Raw genomic sequence first — 24,436 nt, 5'->3', positions numbered from 1 at the left:
TTTTTTATAACATAAAATTATATTTATAATATTTATTAAAATATTTATTAAAATATTTTATTTTTTTTATTAAAAATAAGAAAATTTATTAACATTATGTTTTGTAATATCAGAAATTCCCTTTAATTCAGTAAAATTATTTAATAATTCTTTTTCAATCCAATATTTAAAAGTATTATTAATCATAGAACAACCTTTACAACCTCCATAAAATTCTAACATTAATAAATAGTCTTGAGTAATTTTTTTTAATATTACATAACCTCCATGATTTAATAATTTAGGATTAATTTTCTCTTTTAAAAATAAATTGATTTTTTCTTTTAAAAAAATTAATTTTTTATTATTTTTATTAGTATCTTTTTGTGTTATTGTGAATGTTAATTTTTTATTAAAAGTATCATTAATTAAATCTATTTTTAATTTTTGTAGTAATTGAAAATTATTTTTTTCGATAAATATAGAAAAATTTTTTAACTGAAATTCAAAATCAGTATCTTTTATTTCTTTTTTATCACAAAAATAAACATTTCCTTTAAAAGAATTATTTTTATTATTAATAATTCTAATTCTTATTAGTTTATTTTTTTTGGAAGATAATAAATAATAAAGATATTTTTCTGCCATGCTAGTAATTTTTAACATAAAGATCGATTAAATTTATTAATAATAAAAAATATTTTATAATATTTTTTAATAAAATTACAATTATATTGTATATAAATTATTTAATATATAAAAAATATTAATTTTTTTATTTTTTAATAAAATTTAAATATTTATTATAAAATATTTTTAATCTATATACTATATACTTAATGAGAAAATATATATGCGTCCAATGCTAAATATTGCTATACGTATAATTCGTCAAATTGGTGATTTTATTCTTAAAAATTATGAAATACAAACAACAAATATTTTTAATGAAAAAATGAATAAGAACATAAAAAATATTATTTTACAAAAAATTACTAATATATATTCAAAAAAAATTATTATTGTAGATAAAAGAGGAATATTTATTTTTAAATATAAAAAAACTAAATGGATTATAAATCCTTTAGATGGAATTATAAATTTTATAAATAAATTACCTCATTTTTCTATTTCTATAGCTATTTGTATAAAAGATAAAACAGAAATATCATTAATTTATGATCCATTAAAAAATGATTTATTTACAGCTATTAGAGGGCAATATGCACAATTAAATGGATATAGATTACGTTTTAATAATAATTATTTAAATAATCAGAATATACTATTTGCCTTAAATGAAAATTTTATTTTTAAAAAAAATATAAATATTAATTTAATTAAATTATTTATGAATAATTTAATATCTTTTCGTATTAGTGGATCTTTATCTTTAGATTTAGCATATTTAGCTGCTAATAGAATTAATGGTTATATAAGTAATAATATGACTAATTTTGATAAATTTATAGCTGGAGAACTTATTATAAAAGAATCAGGAGGATTAATAACAGATTTTTCAGGAAATTGTAATTATAAATATTCACAAAATATATTAGTTGGAAATTCTACTATAATTAAATTTTTCATATCTCAAATAAAAAAAAATTAAAAATATCTTGTTTTTTATATAAAGTTTTTATAAATTTTAATATAAGTTAATAAACCTATTATTAATATTTTTATAAAATATTAATAAATATAATTTATATCTTATTTAACTTAATAAAGTAAAAATTATGTTGCAAAAAAAAATAGAAAATAAATTAAAAATTATATTTAATCCAGTATATTTAAAAATTAATAATAATCATATTAAAAATCATTTTAAAATTATTATAGTAAGTGATCATTTTATCGGTCAAAATTTTATTACTCGTCATAGATCTATATATAGTATTTTAAATAAAGAATTAATAAAGAATATTCACGCGTTATCATTATATACTTATACTATTAAAGAATGGAAAAAATTAAAATATACAACACCTATTATTCCTAATTGTTATAATGTTAATAATTAAAATTTTATTTAAAATCATTTATCTAATATAAATTATTATTTATAATATATGTAAAGTATAAAATTATGTATAATTTAAAATTACAAGATATAAAACATAAAATTTTTTTTAAAATTAATAATCTTATTATAGAAGATATTATTAAAAAAAATTAAAATTTATATCAAAAAATAAAATAATTAAAGAATTTCATAAAGGAAAAGTTCCTTTTAATATTTTGAAAATTTTTATAAAAAATTAGTACAATCAAATATATTAAATAATTTAATGAAAAAAAAAATTTTAAAAAAATTTCAATCTAAAAAAATAAATATAATAGGTATACCTGAATATAATTATAGTAAATATGAAATAGCTAAAAATTTTATTTTTACTGTTACATTTCAAATTTATCCTAAATGTAATTTATTAAAATTTAATGATATAAAAATAGATATTCCTACAGTAAAAATTAGTAATAATGATATTAATAATTATATTTCTAAATTTTATGATAAAAATATTATATGGTTAGATAAAAAAAATCAAATAGTTAATTCTTTAGATAGGGTAACTATTGATATATTTAATTATGTAAATAATAAAAAATTTACTAATATTAAGTTAATATTGTCTAATAAATGGAAAATAATATCTAATTTAGAACCAAATATTATTAATAAAAAAAATGGAGATCAATTCAATCTTATTGTATTAATTTCAGATAATTATCCTGATAAAGAATTAGTTGGAACAAAACAAAATTTTTCTATTTTAATTAAAAGAGTAGAAAATTGTAAAACTGTATTTATAATTAAAAAAAATATATTTAATTCTAATTCTATTACTAGTTTTACTTTTAAAAATTTATATAAAATATTTGAAAATAAATTAAAATTTAAAATAAATAAAATGATTCGTTACATTATTAAATATAAAGTAATTAATCTTTTAATTAATTTACATAAAAAAATAAAATTACCATTATTATTAATTAATTCAGAATTTGATTCTATTAATAAAATATATAAACAAAATAAAATTAAATTTAATAAAAATTTAATAATTAATTTTCTTTATGAAGAATTATCTTTTTTTATATATTATAATGATATTAAATTTAAAAAAATAATAAAATATTATCTTAAAAATAATAATTTAATACAAAAATTATATAATTTAATATTAGAACATCAAGTAATTCAAATAATATTAAAAAAAATATTAATGAATAAAATTCAATATAGTTATAAAGATATTAAACGTGAATTTATAAATATTATAAAAATTTATGTAACTATAAAATAAATTTTATATAATATACTTTATAAAAAAATAAATATATATTTAAATAAAGGATAAATAAATAATGTTATATACAAAAAATAATAAAATTTTTATTAAAAATAAATTAAATATGATACCAATGGTTATTGAACAAACTCCTAGAGGAGAAAGATCTTATGATATTTTTTCTAGATTATTAAAAGAAAGAATTATTTTTCTTATAGGAAAAATTGAAGATAATATGGCTAATTTAATAGTTGCCCAAATATTATTTTTAGAATCAGAAAATTCTAATAAAGACATATATCTTTATATAAATAGTCCAGGAGGTAATATAACATCAGGTATGTCAATATATGATACAATGCAATTTGTTAAACCAGATATTAGTACTATATGTATAGGACAATCATGTTCAATGGCTGCTTTTTTACTTTCATCAGGAAAAAAAAATAAAAGATTTTGTTTACCTAATGCAAGAATGATGATACATCAACCAATAGGTAGTTATCAAGGACAAGCAACAGATATTGAAATTCATACTCAAGAAATTTTAAGAATTAAAAAACATATAAATAAATTAATGTCATTTCATACAGGTCAACCAATAGATATTATTGAAAAAGATACTGATAGAGATAGATTTTTATCAGCTGAAAAAGCAGTAAAATATGGTCTTATAGATAAAATTATATATAATCGTAAATAATAATTAATATTATTTAAATATATAAATTTTATTATTTTGTTTATTTATAGATGAGGTTATTTAATGATAAATAACAAAGAGCAATCAAATATTTTTTTATGTTGTTCTTTTTGTGGAAAATATCAAAATGAAGTTAATAAATTAATATCTGGTAATTCTGTTTATATTTGTGATAAATGTATTTATTTATGTAATAATATGCTTCAAGAAGAATTTAATAATCAAAATAATAATATTTATTTACATAATAATAAAAAATTACCTACACCCCATGAAATTTTTAATTATCTAAATAATTATGTTATTAATCAAAAAATAGCAAAAAAAATACTTTCAGTAGCAGTTTATAATCACTATAAAAGATTATATAATAATAATTATAAAAATATAGAAATAGAAAAAAGTAATATTTTATTATTAGGTCCTACTGGATGTGGTAAAACTCTTTTAGCTAAAACATTAGCAAATTTTTTAGATGTACCTTTTGCTATCACTGATGCTACTACTTTAACAGAAGCAGGTTATGTTGGTGAAGATGTTGAAAATATTATTCAAAAATTATTACAGAAATCTAATTATGACATAATAAAAGCACAAAAAGGAATTATATATATTGATGAAATTGATAAAATTTCAAAAAAATCTGAAAATGTTTCTATAACTAGAGACGTTTCTGGTGAAGGAGTACAACAAGCTTTATTAAAATTAATTGAAGGTACTATATCTTCAATACCACCAAAAGGAGGTAGAAAACATCCTCAAGAAGAATTTATTCAAGTAGATACAAAAGATATATTATTTATTTGTGCTGGATCATTTTATGGTTTAGATAAAATTATTTCTAATAGATTAAATGTCTCTAATAAAATTGGTTTCAGTATTAAAGTAAAAAATAATAATTTTAAAAAAGATAAATATCAATCATTTTTAAATGTTAATCCTGATGATTTAATTAAATTTGGATTAATTCCTGAATTTATAGGAAGATTACCAATTATTGTTCCATTAGAAAAAATAGATAAAAATGGATTAATAAAAATTTTATTAGAACCTAAAAATGCTTTAACTAAACAATATCAAGCTCTATTTAAATATGAAAATATAAAATTAGAATTTCAAAATGATGCTATTAATGCTATTGCAAAAAAGGCAATGTTATTAAATATAGGAGCACGTGGATTAAGATCTATAATAGAAAAACAATTATTAAATATAATGTATGATCTACCTTCATTAAATAATATAAAAAAAGTTATAATTAATAGTGAAGTAATTAATAATTCATCTGAACCAATTATTGAATATAAAAATAATATTAAATAGTTTTTTTATAAAAATAGAAGTATTCATTAAATTAATAAATATTTTTTATTTTTTATATTAAATTTATATTTTTATAAATCATATCATTTAAAATTTATCATAAAAATAAAGAGAGATCTCTATGAACTCTGAGAATTCAGAACGTATTGTAATACCTGTGTTGCCATTACGTGATGTTGTAGTATATCCTCATATGGTCATTCCTTTATTTATTGGTAGGGAAAAATCTATTCGCTGTTTATCAGCTGCTATGGATAATAATAAAAAAATTATGTTAGTTGCTCAAAAAGATGCATCTAAAGATAATCCTAGCATTGATGATTTATTTTCTGTTGGTACTATTACTAATATTTTACAAATGTTAAAATTACCCGATGGTACTGTAAAAATATTAGTAGAAGGATTACAAAGAGCTCATATAATTACTCTTACTGATAATAGTAATTATTTTATTGCTCAGGCTATTTATATAGTTTCTCCAAATATTGAAGAAAAAGAACAAAAAGTTTTAGTAAGAACAGCTATTAATCAATTTGAAGGTTATATTAAGTTAAATAAAAAAATCCCACCAGAAGTACTTACATCATTAAATAATATAAATAATGCAGCAAAATTAGCAGATACTATTGCATCACATATGCCTTTAAAATTGAAAGATAAACAATTAATTTTAGAAATGTCTAATATTAATGAAAGGTTAGAATATCTTATGGCTATTATGGAATCAGAAATTGATTTATTACAAGTTGAAAAGAAAATCCGTAATAGAGTAAAAAAACAAATGGAAAAAAGTCAAAGAGAATATTATTTAAATGAACAAATTAAAGCTATTCAAAAAGAATTAGGAGAAATGGATAATAATCTTGATGAAAATGAAATATTAAAAAGAAAAATAGAATTAGCTAAAATGCCAAATGAAGCTAAAGAAAAAGCTGAATCTGAATTACAAAAATTAAAAATGATGTCTCCAATGTCAGCAGAAGCAACAGTAGTTAGAGGTTATATAGAATGGTTATTACAAATACCATGGAGTAATAAAAGTAAATTAAAAAAAAATTTATCTAAAGCAAAAAAAACTTTAGATGCTGATCATTTTGGTTTAGAAAATGTAAAAGAACGTATTTTAGAATATTTAGCAATACAAAATAGATCAAATAAAATAAGAGGACCTATTTTATGTTTAGTTGGTCCACCTGGAGTAGGTAAAACATCATTAGGAAAATCTATTGCTAAAACTACTGGAAGAAAATTTATTAGAATGGCGTTAGGTGGAATTCGTGATGAAGGTGAAATAAGAGGACATAGACGTACATATATAGGTTCTATGCCTGGTAAAATTATTCAAAAAATATCTAGAATAGGAGTTAAAAATCCCTTACTTTTATTAGATGAAATAGATAAAATTTCATATGATATGAGAGGTGATCCTGCATCAGCATTATTAGAAGTATTAGATCCAGAACAAAATATTTCTTTTAATGATCATTACCTTGAAGTTGATTATGATTTATCTGATGTTATGTTTGTAGCAACTTCTAATTCAATTATTAATATTCCATCTCCATTATTAGATAGAATGGAAGTTATTAGATTATCTGGATATACTGAAGATGAAAAATTAAATATAGCTCAAAAATATTTATTACCAAAACAATTTAATAGAAATGCTTTAAAAAAAAATGAATTAAAAATATCTGATACAGCTATTATAGATATAATTAGGTTTTATACTAGGGAATCTGGAGTTCGTAATTTAGAACGAGAATTATCTACTTTGTGTAGAAAAACAGTTAAAACTATTTTAATAAAAAAAAATATTAAATCTATTTTAATAGATAGTTTAAATTTAAAAAAATATTTAGGAGTAAAAAAATTTGATTATGGTAAATCAGAAAATGAAAATCTTATTGGACAAGTTACAGGATTAGCATGGACAGAGTCTGGAGGAGATTTATTGACAATTGAAACTGCATGTATGTCTGGAAAAGGAAAACTAACATATACAGGATCTTTAGGTGAAGTAATGCAAGAATCTATACAAGCAGCTCTTACTGTTGTAAGATCAAGATCAAAAATATTAGGTATAAATAATGATTTTTATAAAAAATTAGATATACATGTTCATGTTCCAGAAGGAGCTACACCCAAAGATGGACCTAGTGCTGGAATTGCAATGTGTATAGCACTTATATCATGTTTAACTAATAATCCCGTAAAAGCTAATATAGCTATGACAGGAGAAATTACATTAAGAGGACAAGTTTTACCTATAGGTGGATTAAAAGAAAAATTATTAGCTGCTCATAGAGGAGGAGTTCATACTGTTATAATTCCTGAAAAAAATAAAAGAAACTTAGAAGATATACCTAAAAATATTATTACTGATTTAAAAATTTTTCCTGTAAAAAAAATAGAAGAAGTATGGTTATTAGCTTTACAAAATAAAATTCATAAATAATAAAAATTTATTATTAAACAATAATTATTTAATCAATATAGTATAAAATAATAAAAAATATGTTAAAACAAATAGTAACATTAACAAAAAAATTAATTAATTGTCCTTCTATTAGTCCTTATGATGCAGGATGTCAAGATATTTTAATAGATCATTTAATTAAATTAAATTTTAATATAGAAATTTTTAATATAAAAGATACTAAAAATTTTTGGGCTTACCGTCATAATAATACAGATATCAATATAATTGATACATTAATTTTTGCTGGTCATACAGATATTGTTCCTCCAGGAGATATAAAAAAATGGAAATTTAATCCATTTAAAGCTACTATTAAAAATAATATATTATATGGTCGTGGTTCTGTTGATATGAAAGGAGCTTTAGCTTCGATGATTATTGCAGCTACAATATTTTTTAAAAAATATTCTAAATATTATAATGGTCGTTTAGCTTTTTTAATTACTTCTGATGAAGAAGGTACAGCTATTAATGGTACTAAAAAAATTATTCAAAAACTAATAGATAGAAAAGAAAAATTAGATTATTTTATATTAGGTGAACCAACAAGCAAAAAAATATTAGGAGATAATATAAAAAATGGACGAAGAGGTTCCTTAAATATTGAATTAATTGTTAAAGGAACTCAAGGTCATGTTGCTTATCATAAGTTAGCAAATAATCCTATTCATCAAATAATTCCTGCTTTAAATGAATTATTATTAATTAAATGGGATGAAGGAAATATTTTTTTTCCAGAAACTAGTATGCAAATAACTCATATAATATCATCAATTAAAAATAATATCAATAATATTATTCCCGGTGATGTTTTATTAAAATTTAATTTTAGATTTAATAATGAGATTAATTATAAAAATATATTAAATATTTTTAATAAAATTATTCAAAAATATATTAAAAATTTTAATATTAAATGGAATATTAGTGGATTTCCTTTTTTAAATTTATTTCAAAAAAATAACTTAAATAAAAAAAATTTAATAAATATTGTTAAAAAAAATATTAAATTAGTAAATAATATAAAACCAACAATTATTAATGATGGTGGTACATCTGATGCTCGTTTTCTTATAAAAAGTAAAGCACAAGTAATAGAATTAGGACTTATAAATTCTACTATTCATAAAATTAATGAATGTGTAAAAGTCAATGATCTTTATTTATTAAGTAAAATATATTATAATATTATAAAAGATATTTTATTATATAATTAAATTTATAAATTGATTTAATATATATAATATAAATTATTTTTATCTTTAAAAAAATATATAAATAAAATTTAATTATTATTATAAAAAATGTAAATAAAATAACTTTATTTATAAAATTATTTATATAAGTATCAATGGAGAGTAATTAATAATATTTAATTACTTCCATTTAATTTTGAAATTAAAATTTTTTATTATATTAAATTATTTTTTTATTTAATATATCTGTTGCTGATCCTAAAAATATTTCTGTAGTTATACCTATAGATTCATAGAATGTTGGATGAGCATGTATAGTTAATGATATATCTTCTGCATCACATCCCATTTCTATTGCTAAACTAATTTCTCCTAATAATTCACCAGCATTATATCCAATAACTAAACCACCGATAATTTTATTAGTATTTTTATCAAAAATTAATTTTGTTAAACCATTTTCTGCATTAGAACATAATCCTCTGCCTAAAGTATTCCATGGCATAGAAGCAATTCCATAATTTATATTTTTTATTTTTGCTTCTTTTTCTGTTACTCCTACCCAACCTATTTCTGGATCAGTATAAGCAATAGAAGGTATTACTTTTGGAATAAAAAAATGATTTTTACCGGAAATAATTTCTGCTACTAAATGACCTTCATAAATTCCTTTATGAGCTAACATAGGATGTCCTATTACATCTCCAATAGCATATATATTAGGAATATTAGTTCTCATTTGATTATTAACTTTAATAAATCCATCATTAAGTTTTATATCAAATGAATTATTTTTAATAAAATTTGAATTTGGTGTTCTTCCTATAGCTATTAAAATAACATCATATTTTTTAGAAAAAATAGATTTATTATTATCATTAGTCATATAGACTTGTAATAAATTTTTATTATTATCATCTATAGATATAATTTTTGTATTTAACATTATATTAAATTTATTTTTTATATCATTATTATAAATTTGTATGATATCGTCATCGACTAATGGTAATATTTTATCTGACGTTTCAACAATATTAATTTCTGTTCCTAAAGCATGATAAATTGTCGCCATTTCTAAACCAATAATACCACAACCTAAAATTAACATCTTTTTAGGAATTGTTTTTAACAATAAAGCATCTGTAGAATTCCATATTCTATTATCATTATAAGGAATAAATGGTATTTTTATAGGTTGAGATCCTGTAGCAATAATAGCATATTTAAATTCTATTTGATAATTATTATTATTATTTTTTACATTAAGAATATTTTGTGTTTTAAATGTACCAATTCCATTAATAATATCTATTTTTCTAGTACGTGCAAGAAAATTTAATCCGTTAGATAATTTTTTTATTATCTTATCTTTCCATAAAATAATTTTCTCTATATTTAAATTTGGAATACTATTTAAAATACCTTTATTAAAAAAATTAGTATTTTCTTTTATTATTTTTGCTATATGTAATAATGTTTTAGAGGGTATACATCCAACATTTAGACATACACCACCTAAATTTGGATAATTTTCTACTATTATAGTTTTAATACCTAAATCACTACAACGAAATGCAGCAGAATATCCTGAAGGTCCTCCTCCTATTACAACAACTGAAGTTTTAATTTTTATACTCATCATTATCTCTATAATTAATTACAATGAATTTATTATTTAATTTTTATTTTTATTTTATTTTTATTACATTAATAAATTTCTAATATCAGATATTAAATTGCAAATATAATTTAAAAAAATAATAGCTTCAACACCATTTATAACTCTATGATCATATGATAAAGATAATGGTAATATGAGATGAGGAATAAATTTTTTTCCATTCCAAAAAGGTTTAATATTAGCTTGAGATATTCCTAAAATTGCTATTTCAGGCGAATTAATTATAGGAGTAAAAAAATTACCTGGTTTACTACCTAAATTAGATATTGTAAAACATCCACCTTGCATATCACTAGGAATTAATTTTCCTAATTTAGCTTTATTAGATAATAAAATTAATTCTTTAGATATATCAATGATATTTTTATTAATTAAATTAAATATAACTGGTACTAATAATCCTTTATTAGTATTTATAGCTATACCTATATTATAATATTTTTTAAAAATTATTTTTTTATTATCTAATAAAGAAGAATTAAATATAGGATATTTTTTTAAAGCATTTGCACATATTTTAATTAAAAAACTTAATAATGTAATTTTTATATTTTGATTATTTCTATTAAATTCGTTATTTTTTTTGATGCGAAATGATTCTAATTTAGTTATATCAGCTTCAATATTTTGAGTAACATGAGGAATATTTATCCAATTTTTAGTTAAATTTGTACTTGATATTTTTTGAATTTGATTCATTTCTTTTTCTTCTATTTCTCCAAATTGTTTAAAATAATTTGAAGATAAAGAAGAAGAAATATTATTTATATTTTTTTGGTTATTATTTATTGAAATATATTTCAATAAATCTTCTTTTAAAATTCTATTTTTATTACCACTACCTATAATATTTAATAAATTAATATTTAATTGTCTTGCTATTTTTCTTACTGAAGGAGAAGCATGTATACTATTTTTTTTAACAATATTATTTATATTTAATAAATAATTTTTATTTATATTATTTTCTTCTATATTTTTTGATATAAAATTAGATATTAATATTATAATATCACCAGATTTAACATTATCACCATTTTTAATTATTATTTTTTGTATAATACCATTATATGGTGAAGTTACATTAAAATTATTTTTATTATTTGCTAAGGTTACTAATGGATTATCTTTATAAATTTTATCTCCTTCATTTACAAAAATTTTAATTATTTTCATAAATCCATTACTAATATTAGGAATAATTATTTTATTAATTTTATTAACATCTAAAATTGTTTCTTTAATTTTACTAGAAATAATTTTTTCATTTATTTTTGAAATATTATTATCTAATTCTAAAATTACAGAATCTGTATGTACATTATCACCAATAGATACCTTAATTTTTTTTATAATACCATTTTCTGTTGAAGGTATTTCCATAGAAGTTTTTTCCCCTTCTATAACAATAATAGATTCATCTTTATGTATTTTATCTCCTTTTTTTACTAGAATATCAGTAACTTTCATTTCTTCAATTCCTATATCTGGTAATTTTATTTTTATATTCATATTTTTCCTTTTTATGATATTCTAGGATTATTTTTATTCACATTAATATTATATTTTTTAATAAAATTTAAAACTAATTTTTTATTAATTAAATCTAATTTAATTAACATATTTAATGTTGCTAAAACAATATATAATTCGTTAATTTCAAAAAAATCACGTAAATTTTTACGACTATCAGAACGTCCAAAACCATCTGTTCCTAAAACGATATAATTATTTGATGGTATATACTTACGAACTTGTTCTGCAAAAAGTTTCATATAATCAGTAGTAGCTACTGTTGGTTCATTATTCATAATACTTGTAATATATGGTATACGATTTTTTTCTAATGGATGTAACATATTCCATCTATCACAATCTTGTCCTTCTCTAGCTAATTCTGTAAAAGAAGTTACACTAAAAATATTAGATCCTATATTATATTCTTTATGTAAAATTTTTCCAGCTTTAATAACATGACGTAATATTGATCCTGATCCTAATAATTGAATAGTAGTTGTATTTCCTTTAATTATTTTTAATTTATAAATTCCTTTACAAATTCCATATTCAATATTTGAATTAGGAATTAATTCTGGCATATGATAATTTTCATTTGTGGTAGTTATATAATAATATATATTTTCTTGTTTTTTACCATACATTCTTTGTAAACCATTATATATAATTATAGCTATTTCATATGCATATGCAGGATCATATGAAATACAATTAGGAATAGTTAAAGAGTGAATATGACTATGACCATCTTCATGTTGTAATCCTTCACCATTTAATGTAGTTCTTCCGGAAGTTGCTCCTATTAAAAATCCTCTAGCTTGTTGATCTCCAGCAGCCCAACAAAAATCACCTATTCTTTGAAAACCAAACATAGAATAATAAATATAAAAAGGTATCATAGGAAAATTATTAGTAGAATAAGATGTAGCTGCAGCTAACCAAGAAGCAAATGCTCCTGATTCATTTATACCTTCTTGTAAAATTTGTCCTTTTTTATCTTCTTTATAATAAGCTAATAATTCTATATCTTGTGGTATATAATTTAATCCATTAGAATTATAAATTCCTATTTGTCTAAAAAGACCTTCCATACCAAATGTACGTGCTTCATCAGCAATGATAGGTACAATTCTATTTTTAATATTATTATTCCTTAACATTATATTTAATATTCTTATAAAAACTATAGTAGTTGATATTTTTTTTTCTTGTTTTTTAAATAAAGAATTAAAATCAGATAAAGATGGTAATTTTAATATTTCACTAAAATTTCTCTTCCTAAAAGGTACATATCCTCCTAATTTTTTTCTTTGATCATGAATATATTTATGTTCTTTAGAATTTTTATCAAAAGTGATATAAGGTAAAAAATGTAAATTCATATTATCAATCGGTATATTTAAACGATTTCTAATATATTCAATAGATTTAAAATCCATTTTTTTTATTTGATGTGCTATATTTTTACTTTCAGCTATATTTCCAAGACCATAACCTTTAATTGTATGTATTAATATGATTATAGGTTTATTTTTAATATTATGTGCTTTTTTAAAAGCAGCATAAATTTTTTTAGAATCATGTCCACCATAATTTAATTGTTCTATTTCTAGATCAGTCATATCTTTTACAAGATTTAGTGTTTCTTGATATTTTCCAAAAAAATTTTTTCTAATATAATCACCATTTTTTGATTTAAAATTTTGATAGTTTCCATCAATAGTTTCATTCATTAATTGGATTAATTTTCCTGTCTTATCTTTTTTCAATAAGAAATCCCAATTATGACCCCAAATTACTTTTATTACTTCCCAACCAGCACCAAAAAAAATATTTTCTAATTCATTAATAATTTTACCATTACCATAAACAGGTCCATCTAAGCGTTGTAAATTACAATTTACAACAAAAATTAAGTTATCTAATTTTTCACGTACTGCTATATTAATAGCACCTTTAGATTCAGGTTCATCCATTTCACCATCACCTATAAATGCATAAATTTTTTGTTTAGATGTATTTTTTAATTCTCTATTTTTAAGATATTTAAGAAATTTTGCTTGGTATATTGCTGCTATAGGACCTAAACCCATAGATACAGTAGGAAATTGCCAAAAATTAGGCATTAATTTAGGATGTGGATATGAGGATAATCCTTCACCTAATATTTCTTGACGAAAATTATTAAGATTATTTGTATTTAATCTTCCTTCAATAAAAGCTCTAGAATATATTCCTGGAGAAACGTGTCCTTGAAAATAAATTATATCTCCATTATTATCTTTATTTGATGCTCGAAAAAAATGATTAAAACAAACTTCATAAATATGTGCTGCAGATTGAAAAGATGAAATATGACCTCCTAAATCTAAATTTTTTTTTGAAGCTTTTAAAACCATCATAATTGCATTCCAACGAATAAAAGATCTTATTTTTTTTTCTAAAATAATATTTCCAGGATATATAGGTTCATTTTCTAATGAAATAGTATTAATATAATTATTTTTTTTTGTTTTTAAAGTTACTCCATATTTATTAGCATGTATTATTAATTTTTTTAGTAAAAATTCTGCTCTTTCAATACCTTCTTCTTTTATAACTGATACTATGGATTGTATCCAATCATTAGTTTCAATTGGATCCACGTCATTATATGAATTATCTGACATGGTGTATTATTCCTTATTTTAATAAAAATTATATAAATATATATTAAATTTTTTGATAAAAATTATTAATTAATAATTTAAATTAAATTTTATTTAATTAAAACAAATTAAATATTAATATAATTATTAAAATAATTTTATGTAATATTAAAACTTATAATATATTATATTCAATATATGATTATTTCTTAGTATAAAAAATATCAATTAAAATTGATATTTTTTTATAAAAAATGAAATATTTTATTAAATAATTTTCTTAAATTAATTAATTTATTATTATATTATAATAAATATTAATATAATTAATTTTATTATAAATTAACAAATATTTTTTAAATTTATATATTAGAAATATCACCTTTTCTTTGCAACCATTTACGACGATCTTCAGCTCTTTTTTTAGAAAGTAACATATCCATAATAGATAATGATTTTTTTATTTCTTTATCAGTATTATTAATTATTAATTGTACTAATTTCCTACTAACAGGATTTAGTGTCGTTTCTCTTAATTGAATAGGATTCATTTCTCCTAATCCTTTAAATCTTTGAACATTAATTTGATTTTTTCTATTTTTTAATTTATCTAAAATAGTAATTTTTTCATTTTCATCTAAAGCATAAAATACTTCTTTACCTATATCAATACGATATAAAGGAGGCATAGCAACATAAATATGACCTTCTTTCACTAATGAAAAAAAATGACGAATAAATAAAGCACATAATAATGTAGCAATATGTAATCCATCTGAATCAGCATCAGCTAAAATACAAATTTTATTATATCTTAATTTTTTTAAATCTTTATTATTAGGATAAATTCCTATTGCAAGAGAAATATCATATATTTCTTGAGAAGATAAAATATCTTCAGAATTAATTTCCCATGTGTTCAAAATTTTTCCTTTTAAAGGCATAACTGCTTGATAATATCTGTCTCTAGCTTGTTTAGCAGAACCTCCTGCTGAATCTCCTTCAACTAGAAAAAGTTCTGTATTTTCAGAATTATGAATTATACAATCAGCTAATTTACCAGGTAATATAGAACTAATATTATTTTTTTTTTTAACAAATTTCTTTGATTCTCTAATGCGTTTCTGAGCATTAGAAATTACCATATCAGCTAAATAATTACCAATTTCAATATTTTGATTTAACCATAAAATAAAGGAATCTCTAATTATATTAGAAACAAATATTGTACACTGACGTGAAGATAATTTTTCTTTAGTTTGTCCTGTAAATTGTGGATCTTGAATTTTTATAGATAATACATATGAACAATGATTCCAAATATCTTCTCCTAATAATTTTACATTTCTAGGTAAAATATTATGAAAATGACAAAAATTACGCATAGCATCTAGTAATCCTAAACGTAAACCATTAACATGAGTTCCTCCATATGTTGTTGGAATTAAATTAACATAACTTTCTGTAAGAAAGTGATGATTTTCTGGAACCCAAAATAAAGCCCAATTTATATGTTTTTTATCATTATAATATTCACCTTTAAATGGAATATTAGGTATTGTAGTAAAATTTTTTATGGAATTAGATAAATAATCAGATAACCCATCTTTATAATGCCAATGATAATTATCTTTTGTATTTTTATTTTTAAAATATACTTGTAAACCTGGACATAATATAGCCTTAGCTTTCAATACATTTATTAGATTAGAAACTAAAAAAGTAGAATGATCAAAAAAACATTCATTAGGCCAAAACCTTATTTTTGTTCCAGTATGTACTATTTTTGTATGATTTATTATTTGAAGATCTTGTATCTTATAACCATTTTTAAAAATTATAGTATAAATTTTACCATGACGAAATATAGTAACTTTCATTTTTTTAGATAATGCATTTACTACAGATATTCCAACTCCATGTAATCCCCCAGAAAAATTATAATTCTTATTAGAAAATTTACTTCCTGCATGCAAACGACATAAAATGAGTTCTACAGCTGGAATTTTTTCTTGAGGATGTATATCAACAGGCATACCTCTACCGTCATCAATGACTTCTAATGATTGATCTTTATATAAAATTACTTCAATATTTTTTGCATAACCAGATAATGCTTCATCTACACTATTATCTATAACTTCTTGACCTAAATGATTAGGTCTAGTAAGATCTGTATACATTCCTGGTCTACGTCTTACAGGATCTAATCCTTCTAATACTTCGATAGCATCAGCATTATATTTATTTGAATTATTCATTCTTTATTAAAAAAAGTTTATTTAAATATGTTATATTATAAATATGTTATTATTTAAATATATAATTAATATTAATAAAATTAAATATTTAGTTAAATAATAATATATTCTTATAATAAAGAAAATTATCTAATAAATTACTATTTTATTTAAATTATTAAAAATAAATATTTTAAAATTAAAATATAAATTAATATTAATATTATTTTTTAAATAATATATTATTTATTTTTTTATTTTTCTTTATATTCTATAGTTAAAGCAATTATTATACTAAAAAAACATGCTAATAAAACACCTATAAACCATGTAAAATACCACATATTTTTACCACCATTTTAATTAAATTGTATTTAATAATAATTATTTGTATTATTTTTAATTTCTTCTCTAGTAATAGGAAAAAACATTTTTTTATAACACCAAAAAGTATAACTTAAAACTATAGGTACAAAAATAATAGCTGCATATAACATTATATTTAATGTAAGTTGACTTGATACTGCATTCCACATAGTAAGACTATCTTTAGGTCTAATACTAGAAGGTATAATAAAAGGAAACATTATTATTCCTACAGTACATACCATAAATATAATAGTTAATGAAGAACAAATAAAGGACATTATTCTATTTTTATATAATGAATATATTATTGTAAAAATTGGTAAAATTAAACATAATAATGGTATTATTAATAAATAATTATGTGTTTGAAAATTAAAAAACCAAGAACCATATATATGTAAAATTTCTTTTTTATTTAAATTAGTTATATTATTAAATATTAATGAATGTAATTCATATCCTTTAATATAAAAAATAATATTAATAAATGATAATATAAAAAATATAATTAACATTATTGATGATATTTGAATAATAATATTAGTTTTATAATTAATGTATTTATCATATATTCTAAGTTGTAAATAAGTAGATGCTTGATTAATAAACATAATAATACTAGTAATACTAATAATTATACTAAACATATTAAATAAATTTAAAAAATGTAATGAGGAATGAATACGAAAATATTTATCAATGTAAAAAGGAATACCATTTAATAAGTTTCCTACAGCTATTCCTATTATAATAGGAGGAATAATACTTCCTATAGAAATTAATATATCACATAAATTTTGCCATTTATAATTTTTTATTTTAGAACGATATTCAAATCCTACAGGACGTAAAAATAATGATAACAACATTATTATCATTGCTATATAAAAACTAGAAAAAAGTGTAGCATATACAATAGGCCAAGCTGCAAATAATGCACCACCTACTGTAATTAACCAAACTTGATTACCATCCCAATGAGGTGCAATACTATTGATCATAATTCTTCTTTCAATATTATTTTTACCTATTATGAATAATAAAATTCCTACACCCATATCTAAACCATCAGTAATAAGGAATCCAATAATTAATATTCCAATTAAAATCCACCAAATTATACATAAAGTATTATAATCTAACATTTAAAATAACCTATTATAGTATAGATTTTTATATAATTTATTTATATAAAAATTATATTTTATTAGAAAAAATTTTTTTTTCAAAATAATATTTTCCTGTATTTAAATTACTAGGACCAATACGCGCAATTTTAAACATTAAATATAACTCAATTAATAATAATATTGTATAAAAAATAAAAATAGTAATTATAGAAAATAAAACATCTACTGTTTTAATAGATGAACCAGCCATAAATGTAGGTAATATTTCACCTATTGCCCATGGTTGCCTACCATATTCAGAAACAAACCATCCTGATTCAGATGCAATCCAAGGTAATGGAATTATATACAAACAAAATTTTAGTAAATATTTTTTATTTATTAATTTATCGTTTAATATATTAATAAATACTAAAATAATGGTAATTAATAAAATTAAGCTAGAAAGAACCATAATTCTAAAAGCAAAAAATAAAGGTGCTACCATAGGAATGGTATTTATAGCTATTTTTTTAATTTGATTTATATTTATATTATTTATATTATTAGTATATTGTTTAACTAAAAAACCATATCCTAAATCTTTTTTAATTTTATTAAAATAATCTATATTATTATTATTAGCTGTACCATTTTGTATTTTTTCAAGAATAATTAAAGCTTTTAAACCATTATTAATTTTTGATTCATGATTTTTAATTAAATCTTTAATTCCTAAAATAGGAGTATTTGTAGATCTCGTAGCTATTAAACCTAATAAATAAGGAATTTCTATTGAATATTCATTTAATTGATATTTCTGATTAGGAAAACCTATAATTGTAAATGATGCTGGTGGTTTTTGTGTCTCCCATTCTGCTTCAATAGCTGCCAGTTTAGTTTTTTGTATTTCTCCCATTTGATATCCAGATTCATCACCAAGAACTAATACAGAAAAAATAGAAGCTAAACCAAAACTAGATGCAATAATTATTGATTTTTTTGCAAATAAAATATCTCTTTTTTTTAAAAGATAATAAGCACTAATACCAATTATAAATATTGCTCCTGTTGTATATCCTGCAGAAACTGTATGTACAAATTTTACTTGAGCTACAGGATTAAAAATTAATTTCCAAAAACTATCCATTTCCATTCTCATATTTTTATAATTAAAATGAGAAGCTATTGGATTTTGCATCCATGCATTAGCTATAAGAATCCATAAAGCAGAAAAATTAGAACCAATTGCTACTAACCAAGTAACAATCATATGTTGAATTTTATTCAAACGATTCCATCCTAAAAAAAATAAACCAACAAAGGTTGATTCTAGAAAAAAAGCCATTAATCCTTCAATTGCTAATGGTGCTCCAAAAATATCTCCTACATAATGTGAATAATATGACCAATTTGTTCCAAATTGAAATTCCATTGTTAATCCAGTAGCTACTCCTAAAACAAAATTTATACCGAATAATTTTCCCCAAAATTGCGTCATGTCTCTATATATTATATTACCAGATAAAATATATAATGTTTCCATTATAGCTAATAAAAAAGACATGCCTAATGTTAAAGGAACAAATATAAAATGATACATTGCTGTTAATGCAAATTGTAATCTTGATAATTCAATAACATTTAACATTATTAATCCTTAACTAATAATATTTTATATATTTAATAAATTATTTATTTAATAAATAATATAATATTAACTATATATTAATTTAAATTAAATATAAAATTATATTTTTATAAAAAGATTATAATTAATTTTTGTTTTACGTAATTAGATATTTTCAATTTTAATATTATATTAAATAAGAATATTAATTTTTTTAATTATAAATAAATATAATTAATTTAAATATTTAATAATAAACGAAATGGATCTTCTAATAATTGTTTTATCAAAAATAAAAATTTTATTGAATCTTTTCCATCTATTAAACGATGATCATATGATAATGCTAAATACATTATAGGAACAATACTAATTTTATTATTTAATACAAATGGTCTATTATTAATAGCATGTATACCTAATATAGCACTTTGTGGTGGATTAATAATAGGTGTAGATATAAGAGATCCAAAAACTCCTCCATTAGTAATGGTAAAATTACCACTAGATAAATCATCAACAGATAATTTATTTGTATTTGCTTTAATAATTAATTTTTTTATTTTTTTTTCAATTTCAACTAAAGATAAATTATTTGTGTTTTTTATAATTGGAGTTAACAAACCTCTTTCTGTTGATAATGCAATATTAATATGATATATGTCATTATAAATAATATCTTCTCCATCTATAAATGCATTAAGTTTGGGAAAAGATTTAAGTGCTTGAGAAACAGCTTTTACATGAAAAGATGTTAAACCTAATTTAATTTCATATTTTTTTTGAAAAATTTTACCATATTTATTTTTTAAATTAATAATTTCTTGCATATTAACTTCATTAAAAGTTGTTAACATTACAGAATTATTTTTTGACTCCATTAATCTTTTAGCAATATGTTTCCTGATTTGTGTCATTTTAACACGTCTAAAATTATTTTTTAATAATCTATTTTTTTCTTTTGTTTGAAATTTTTTTAATTTATTTATATTTAAATTATTAAAATTATTTATTTGATCGATAGTAATATTATTTTGTTTAATCTTTTTACGAATGGATGGACTAAAATCATCAATAGTTTTATTTGTAAAATTTTTTTCATTAATATGATTAATTTGTTCTTTTAAAAAAATTTTTTTATTATTTGATATATTTAGTATAGTATCTTTTTTTAAATTTTCTATTAAATTTATTGTACCTATAATTTGTTGAGATTGTACTACATCACCTGCATTAACTAAAATACTATTTAAAATACCATTATGAGTAGCAGGGACTTCTAATATAACTTTATCAGTTTCTAATTCTACAAGAATATCATCAAGATATATTTTATCTCCTGTTTTTTTATGCCACTGAACTATAACAGCGTTATTAACTGATTCCGGTAATTCTGGAACAATAATATTAATAATATTCATATATTTATCCTGATTTTTTAAAATTTTATTTGTTATAAAATTTTATTAATATTAAATGCTGAGTATAATATTTTTTGTTGTTCTTCTTTATGAATAGATAAATGACCTGTAGCTGAAGAAGAAGATTTATTTCTTCCTATATAATTAATTTTACAAAAAAAATTTTTTTGAAAATTATACTGAATGTAATTCCAAGCTCCTTGATTTTTAGGTTCCTCCTGACACCAAAAAAAATTATTTATTATTTTATATTTTTTATAAATTTTATTTAAATTTTTTAATGGAAATGGATATAATTGTTCAATTCTAATAAGAATTATATTATTTTTTTTTATATTATTTTTATAATTTAATAAATCATAATATATTTTTCCTGAACAAAAAATAACACGTTTAATATAAAACATATCAATGTTACTTTTATTTTCATCTATAACAGAAAAAAATTTTGTATTTATTAAATCATCTAAATTTGATTTAGCTAAATTATGTCTTAAAAGAGATTTTGGAGAAATAATAATAAGTGGTTTTTTATTTATATCAAATGCATGTTCACATAATAAATTATATATTTGTGATGAATTTGATGGTATACAAATTTTTATATTATTTTCTGCACTTAATTGTAAATATCTTTCTATTCTAGCAGAAGAATGTTCAGGACCTTGACCATCATAACCATGAGGTAACATAAGAATTAAATTAGATTTATAATTCCATTTTTTCTCTCCTGAACTTATAAATTGATCTATAATAATCTGAGCACCATTAGCAAAATCTCCAAATTGACTTTCCCAAATTACTAATATATTTGAATGTGTAATAGAATAACCATATTCAAATCCTAAAACAGCTTCTTCTGATAAAACAGAATTATAAATATAAAATACTCCTTGTCCTGATTTAATATTTTTTAAAGGAGAATAAGAATTTCCATTTAACTGATCATATATAACAGCATGTCTATGTGAAAAAGTACCTCTTTTTACATCTTGTCCTGTTAGACGACATGTAATTCCATGATTTAAAATATAAGCATATGCTAAAGTTTCTGCAGTTCCCCAATCAATTTTTTTTATATTTACTCTATCTGCAAAAATTTTTATTACTCTGGGATGAGCATTAAAATTTTTAGGAATAGTACTTATTTTAATGAGTAATTTTTTTAAATACTCTTTATTAAAAATTTTTCGATTAATTAATTTACGTTTATTTTTTTGAATTAAAAAAGTTTTTATTATATAATTATCATTATTAAGTAAATCATAATATTTATTTTTTAAATTTAAATAATATTGATTATCTATTACTTTATCCATAATTAACTTAGAAGAATATAATTCTTGAACTGTTGGATGATTTTTTATAATATTATACATTATTGGTTGTGTAATATAAGGATCATCAGATTCATTATGTCCATATCTTCTATAAGAAACTAAATCTATAAAAACATCTCGATTAAATTTATTTCTAAAATCAATAGCTACACGTAATATAAATATTACCTCTTCTATATTATCAGCATTTACATGAAAAATAGGAGATTGAATCATTTTAGCTATATCACTACAATAATAACTAGATCTAGAATCTTTAATATTTGAAGTAGTAAATCCTATTTGATTATTAATAATAATATGAATTGTTCCATTAATATTGTATCCTCTAGTATTAGACATGTTTAAAATTTCTTGTATAACACCTTGTCCTACAATTGAAGAATCACCATGTATATTAATGGGTAATATTTTTTTGTTTTGATTTCTTTCTTTTGATAAATCATTTTTAGCTCTAGTTATACCCATAATAACAGAATTAATTATTTCTAAGTGTGAAGGATTAAATGCTAATTGTAATTTTATTATTTTATTGTTTATATTTACATTACAATTATATCCTATATGATATTTTACATCATCTATATTAGATTTTTTAATAAAAATATTATTAAATTCGTTTATAATATCTTTAATTTTTTTTCCCATTATATTAATTAAAACATTTAATCTTCCTCTATGAGCCATACCTAATATTATTTCTGTAATATTTTTATTACTTGAATAACGTATTATTTCTTTTAATACTGGAATTAAAACATCACATCCTTCTAAAGAAAATTTTTTTGCGCCTGGAAATTTTCTACTTATAAATTTTTCAAATGTTACTGCAGATACTAATTCTTCTAAAAATCTTTTTTTTTCATTTTCATGAAAATTTTTTTTTATTATTTCTATTTTATTTTGAATCCAAATTTTTTCGTTTTCATATATATGCATATATTCTATTCCAATAAAATTGCAATATATATTTTTAAAAAAATGATAAATATTAATTATTGACATTTTTTTAAAAAAAGTATTTATATTTAATGTTTTATTTAAATTTTTTTTATTTAATCCATAATTTTCTAAATTAAAAATATTACTTAATTTATTTTTTTTTATTTTTAAAGGATTTATATTAGAGTCATAATGACCTAATATTCTAAAATTATTAATTAATTGATTTATTTTTTCTATTAAATATAAATTATTTATATCATCATTTTTAATATTTTTTTTATTAAAATTATCTATTAAATTAATATTTATATTATTTTTAAATATTTGAAAAAATTTTTTCCAAGATTTATCTATAGAATTAGGATTTACTAAGAATTTTTGATATAATTCCTCTATATAAAAAATATTTGTATTTAAAAAATTTGTTTTAGAACTCATATCATAATTATTCATTTAATATCTCTAAATATATATTTAATAAGAAATTATTTACTAAATAATAATTTAAAAAAATTAATATATAATATTTTATAATATAATATAATATATTATA

The 24,436-nt window shown here is 19.9% G+C and carries 16 protein-coding genes and 1 pseudogene; 7 read left to right on the top strand and 10 right to left on the bottom strand.

The annotated features are described in order from the left end of the window. Positions 1-69 precede the first annotated feature (69 nt). Positions 70-645 carry a NifU family protein gene (locus GJT82_RS01160; RefSeq protein ID WP_168819425.1) on the bottom strand — a complete coding sequence of 192 codons (576 nt, stop codon included), beginning with the start codon at positions 643-645 and terminating at the stop codon, positions 70-72. 187 nt (positions 646-832) lie between these two features. On the opposite strand from GJT82_RS01160, the gene GJT82_RS01155 reads away from it, so the two are divergent. The 7 genes and pseudogenes from GJT82_RS01155 to dapE all read left to right on the top strand — a co-directional run bounded on the left by GJT82_RS01155 (position 833) and on the right by dapE (position 9,000). Continuing rightward, on the top strand, positions 833-1,591 hold the full coding sequence (locus tag GJT82_RS01155) for an inositol monophosphatase family protein (protein ID WP_168819422.1): 759 nt from the start codon (positions 833-835) through the stop codon (positions 1,589-1,591). Between the two features lie 127 nt (positions 1,592-1,718). After that, complete coding sequence (locus tag GJT82_RS01150; RefSeq protein ID WP_168819420.1) at positions 1,719-2,003, top strand: BolA/IbaG family iron-sulfur metabolism protein; 285 nt, start codon at positions 1,719-1,721, stop codon at positions 2,001-2,003. A 231-nt stretch (positions 2,004-2,234) separates the two neighbouring features. Then, positions 2,235-3,290 (top strand): annotated as a pseudogene (locus GJT82_RS01145) (trigger factor); the annotation flags it as partial. Positions 3,291-3,399: 109 nt separating this feature from the next. Next, on the top strand, positions 3,400-3,978 hold the full coding sequence (clpP, locus tag GJT82_RS01140; protein WP_168820040.1) for an ATP-dependent Clp endopeptidase proteolytic subunit ClpP: 579 nt from the start codon (positions 3,400-3,402) through the stop codon (positions 3,976-3,978). Between the two features lie 63 nt (positions 3,979-4,041). Further along, positions 4,042-5,301 (top strand): ATP-dependent Clp protease ATP-binding subunit ClpX, encoded by a 1,260-nt coding sequence (gene clpX, locus GJT82_RS01135; RefSeq protein WP_168819418.1) that lies wholly within the window; start codon positions 4,042-4,044, stop codon positions 5,299-5,301. Positions 5,302-5,422: 121 nt separating this feature from the next. Further along, complete coding sequence (lon, locus tag GJT82_RS01130) at positions 5,423-7,759, top strand: endopeptidase La (protein WP_168819416.1); 2,337 nt, start codon at positions 5,423-5,425, stop codon at positions 7,757-7,759. Positions 7,760-7,818: 59 nt separating this feature from the next. Beyond that, positions 7,819-9,000 carry a succinyl-diaminopimelate desuccinylase gene (gene dapE, locus GJT82_RS01125; RefSeq protein ID WP_168819414.1) on the top strand — a complete coding sequence of 394 codons (1,182 nt, stop codon included), beginning with the start codon at positions 7,819-7,821 and terminating at the stop codon, positions 8,998-9,000. Between the two features lie 199 nt (positions 9,001-9,199). Here the strand turns inward: dapE and lpdA are convergent, their stop codons facing one another. From lpdA to GJT82_RS01080, 9 genes are all read right to left on the bottom strand, one after another. Then, positions 9,200-10,624, bottom strand: a complete 1,425-nt coding sequence (gene lpdA, locus GJT82_RS01120) for a dihydrolipoyl dehydrogenase (protein ID WP_246225658.1) — start codon at positions 10,622-10,624, stop codon at positions 9,200-9,202. A gap of 60 nt (positions 10,625-10,684) precedes the next feature. Next, positions 10,685-12,175 (bottom strand): 2-oxo acid dehydrogenase subunit E2, encoded by a 1,491-nt coding sequence (locus GJT82_RS01115; protein ID WP_168819412.1) that lies wholly within the window; start codon positions 12,173-12,175, stop codon positions 10,685-10,687. 11 nt (positions 12,176-12,186) lie between these two features. Continuing rightward, positions 12,187-14,850 carry a pyruvate dehydrogenase (acetyl-transferring), homodimeric type gene (gene aceE, locus GJT82_RS01110; RefSeq protein ID WP_168819410.1) on the bottom strand — a complete coding sequence of 888 codons (2,664 nt, stop codon included), beginning with the start codon at positions 14,848-14,850 and terminating at the stop codon, positions 12,187-12,189. Positions 14,851-15,191: 341 nt separating this feature from the next. Beyond that, complete coding sequence (gene parE, locus GJT82_RS01105; RefSeq protein ID WP_168819408.1) at positions 15,192-17,090, bottom strand: DNA topoisomerase IV subunit B; 1,899 nt, start codon at positions 17,088-17,090, stop codon at positions 15,192-15,194. Between the two features lie 233 nt (positions 17,091-17,323). Beyond that, complete coding sequence (gene cydX / locus GJT82_RS01100) at positions 17,324-17,413, bottom strand: cytochrome bd-I oxidase subunit CydX (protein WP_168819406.1); 90 nt, start codon at positions 17,411-17,413, stop codon at positions 17,324-17,326. Positions 17,414-17,443: 30 nt separating this feature from the next. Next, positions 17,444-18,583 (bottom strand): cytochrome d ubiquinol oxidase subunit II, encoded by a 1,140-nt coding sequence (cydB, locus tag GJT82_RS01095; protein WP_168819404.1) that lies wholly within the window; start codon positions 18,581-18,583, stop codon positions 17,444-17,446. A 52-nt stretch (positions 18,584-18,635) separates the two neighbouring features. Continuing rightward, positions 18,636-20,198, bottom strand: coding sequence for a cytochrome ubiquinol oxidase subunit I (locus GJT82_RS01090; RefSeq protein WP_168819402.1), 1,563 nt, complete (start codon positions 20,196-20,198; stop codon positions 18,636-18,638). 218 nt (positions 20,199-20,416) lie between these two features. After that, entirely contained in the window at positions 20,417-21,598 is a 1,182-nt protein-coding gene (gene odhB, locus GJT82_RS01085; protein ID WP_168819400.1) for a 2-oxoglutarate dehydrogenase complex dihydrolipoyllysine-residue succinyltransferase, read from the bottom strand. A 32-nt stretch (positions 21,599-21,630) separates the two neighbouring features. Continuing rightward, positions 21,631-24,336, bottom strand: a complete 2,706-nt coding sequence (locus GJT82_RS01080) for a 2-oxoglutarate dehydrogenase E1 component (RefSeq protein WP_246225656.1) — start codon at positions 24,334-24,336, stop codon at positions 21,631-21,633. Positions 24,337-24,436 lie beyond the last annotated feature (100 nt).

The organism is Enterobacteriaceae endosymbiont of Plateumaris rustica (assembly GCF_012562965.1).
GTDB lineage: Bacteria > Pseudomonadota > Gammaproteobacteria > Enterobacterales > Enterobacteriaceae.
The sequence above is the reverse complement of the archived record's forward strand: the minus strand, read 5'-3'. Positions and strand labels throughout refer to the sequence as shown.

Bases quoted from the DNA above. Each gene is read 5' to 3' on its own strand.
- GJT82_RS01160 (WP_168819425.1), bottom strand. From the start codon at position 645: ATGTTAAAAATTACTAGCATGGCAGAAAAATATCTTTATTATTTATTA.
- GJT82_RS01155 (WP_168819422.1), top strand. From the start codon at position 833: ATGCGTCCAATGCTAAATATTGCTATACGTATAATTCGTCAAATTGGT.
- GJT82_RS01150 (WP_168819420.1), top strand. From the start codon at position 1,719: ATGTTGCAAAAAAAAATAGAAAATAAATTAAAAATTATATTTAATCCA.
- clpP (WP_168820040.1), top strand. From the start codon at position 3,400: ATGATACCAATGGTTATTGAACAAACTCCTAGAGGAGAAAGATCTTAT.
- clpX (WP_168819418.1), top strand. From the start codon at position 4,042: ATGATAAATAACAAAGAGCAATCAAATATTTTTTTATGTTGTTCTTTT.
- lon (WP_168819416.1), top strand. From the start codon at position 5,423: ATGAACTCTGAGAATTCAGAACGTATTGTAATACCTGTGTTGCCATTA.
- dapE (WP_168819414.1), top strand. From the start codon at position 7,819: ATGTTAAAACAAATAGTAACATTAACAAAAAAATTAATTAATTGTCCT.
- lpdA (WP_246225658.1), bottom strand. From the start codon at position 10,624: ATGATGAGTATAAAAATTAAAACTTCAGTTGTTGTAATAGGAGGAGGA.
- GJT82_RS01115 (WP_168819412.1), bottom strand. From the start codon at position 12,175: ATGAATATAAAAATAAAATTACCAGATATAGGAATTGAAGAAATGAAA.
- aceE (WP_168819410.1), bottom strand. From the start codon at position 14,850: ATGTCAGATAATTCATATAATGACGTGGATCCAATTGAAACTAATGAT.
- parE (WP_168819408.1), bottom strand. From the start codon at position 17,090: ATGAATAATTCAAATAAATATAATGCTGATGCTATCGAAGTATTAGAA.
- cydX (WP_168819406.1), bottom strand. From the start codon at position 17,413: ATGTGGTATTTTACATGGTTTATAGGTGTTTTATTAGCATGTTTTTTT.
- cydB (WP_168819404.1), bottom strand. From the start codon at position 18,583: ATGTTAGATTATAATACTTTATGTATAATTTGGTGGATTTTAATTGGA.
- GJT82_RS01090 (WP_168819402.1), bottom strand. From the start codon at position 20,198: ATGTTAAATGTTATTGAATTATCAAGATTACAATTTGCATTAACAGCA.
- odhB (WP_168819400.1), bottom strand. From the start codon at position 21,598: ATGAATATTATTAATATTATTGTTCCAGAATTACCGGAATCAGTTAAT.
- GJT82_RS01080 (WP_246225656.1), bottom strand. From the start codon at position 24,336: ATGAATAATTATGATATGAGTTCTAAAACAAATTTTTTAAATACAAAT.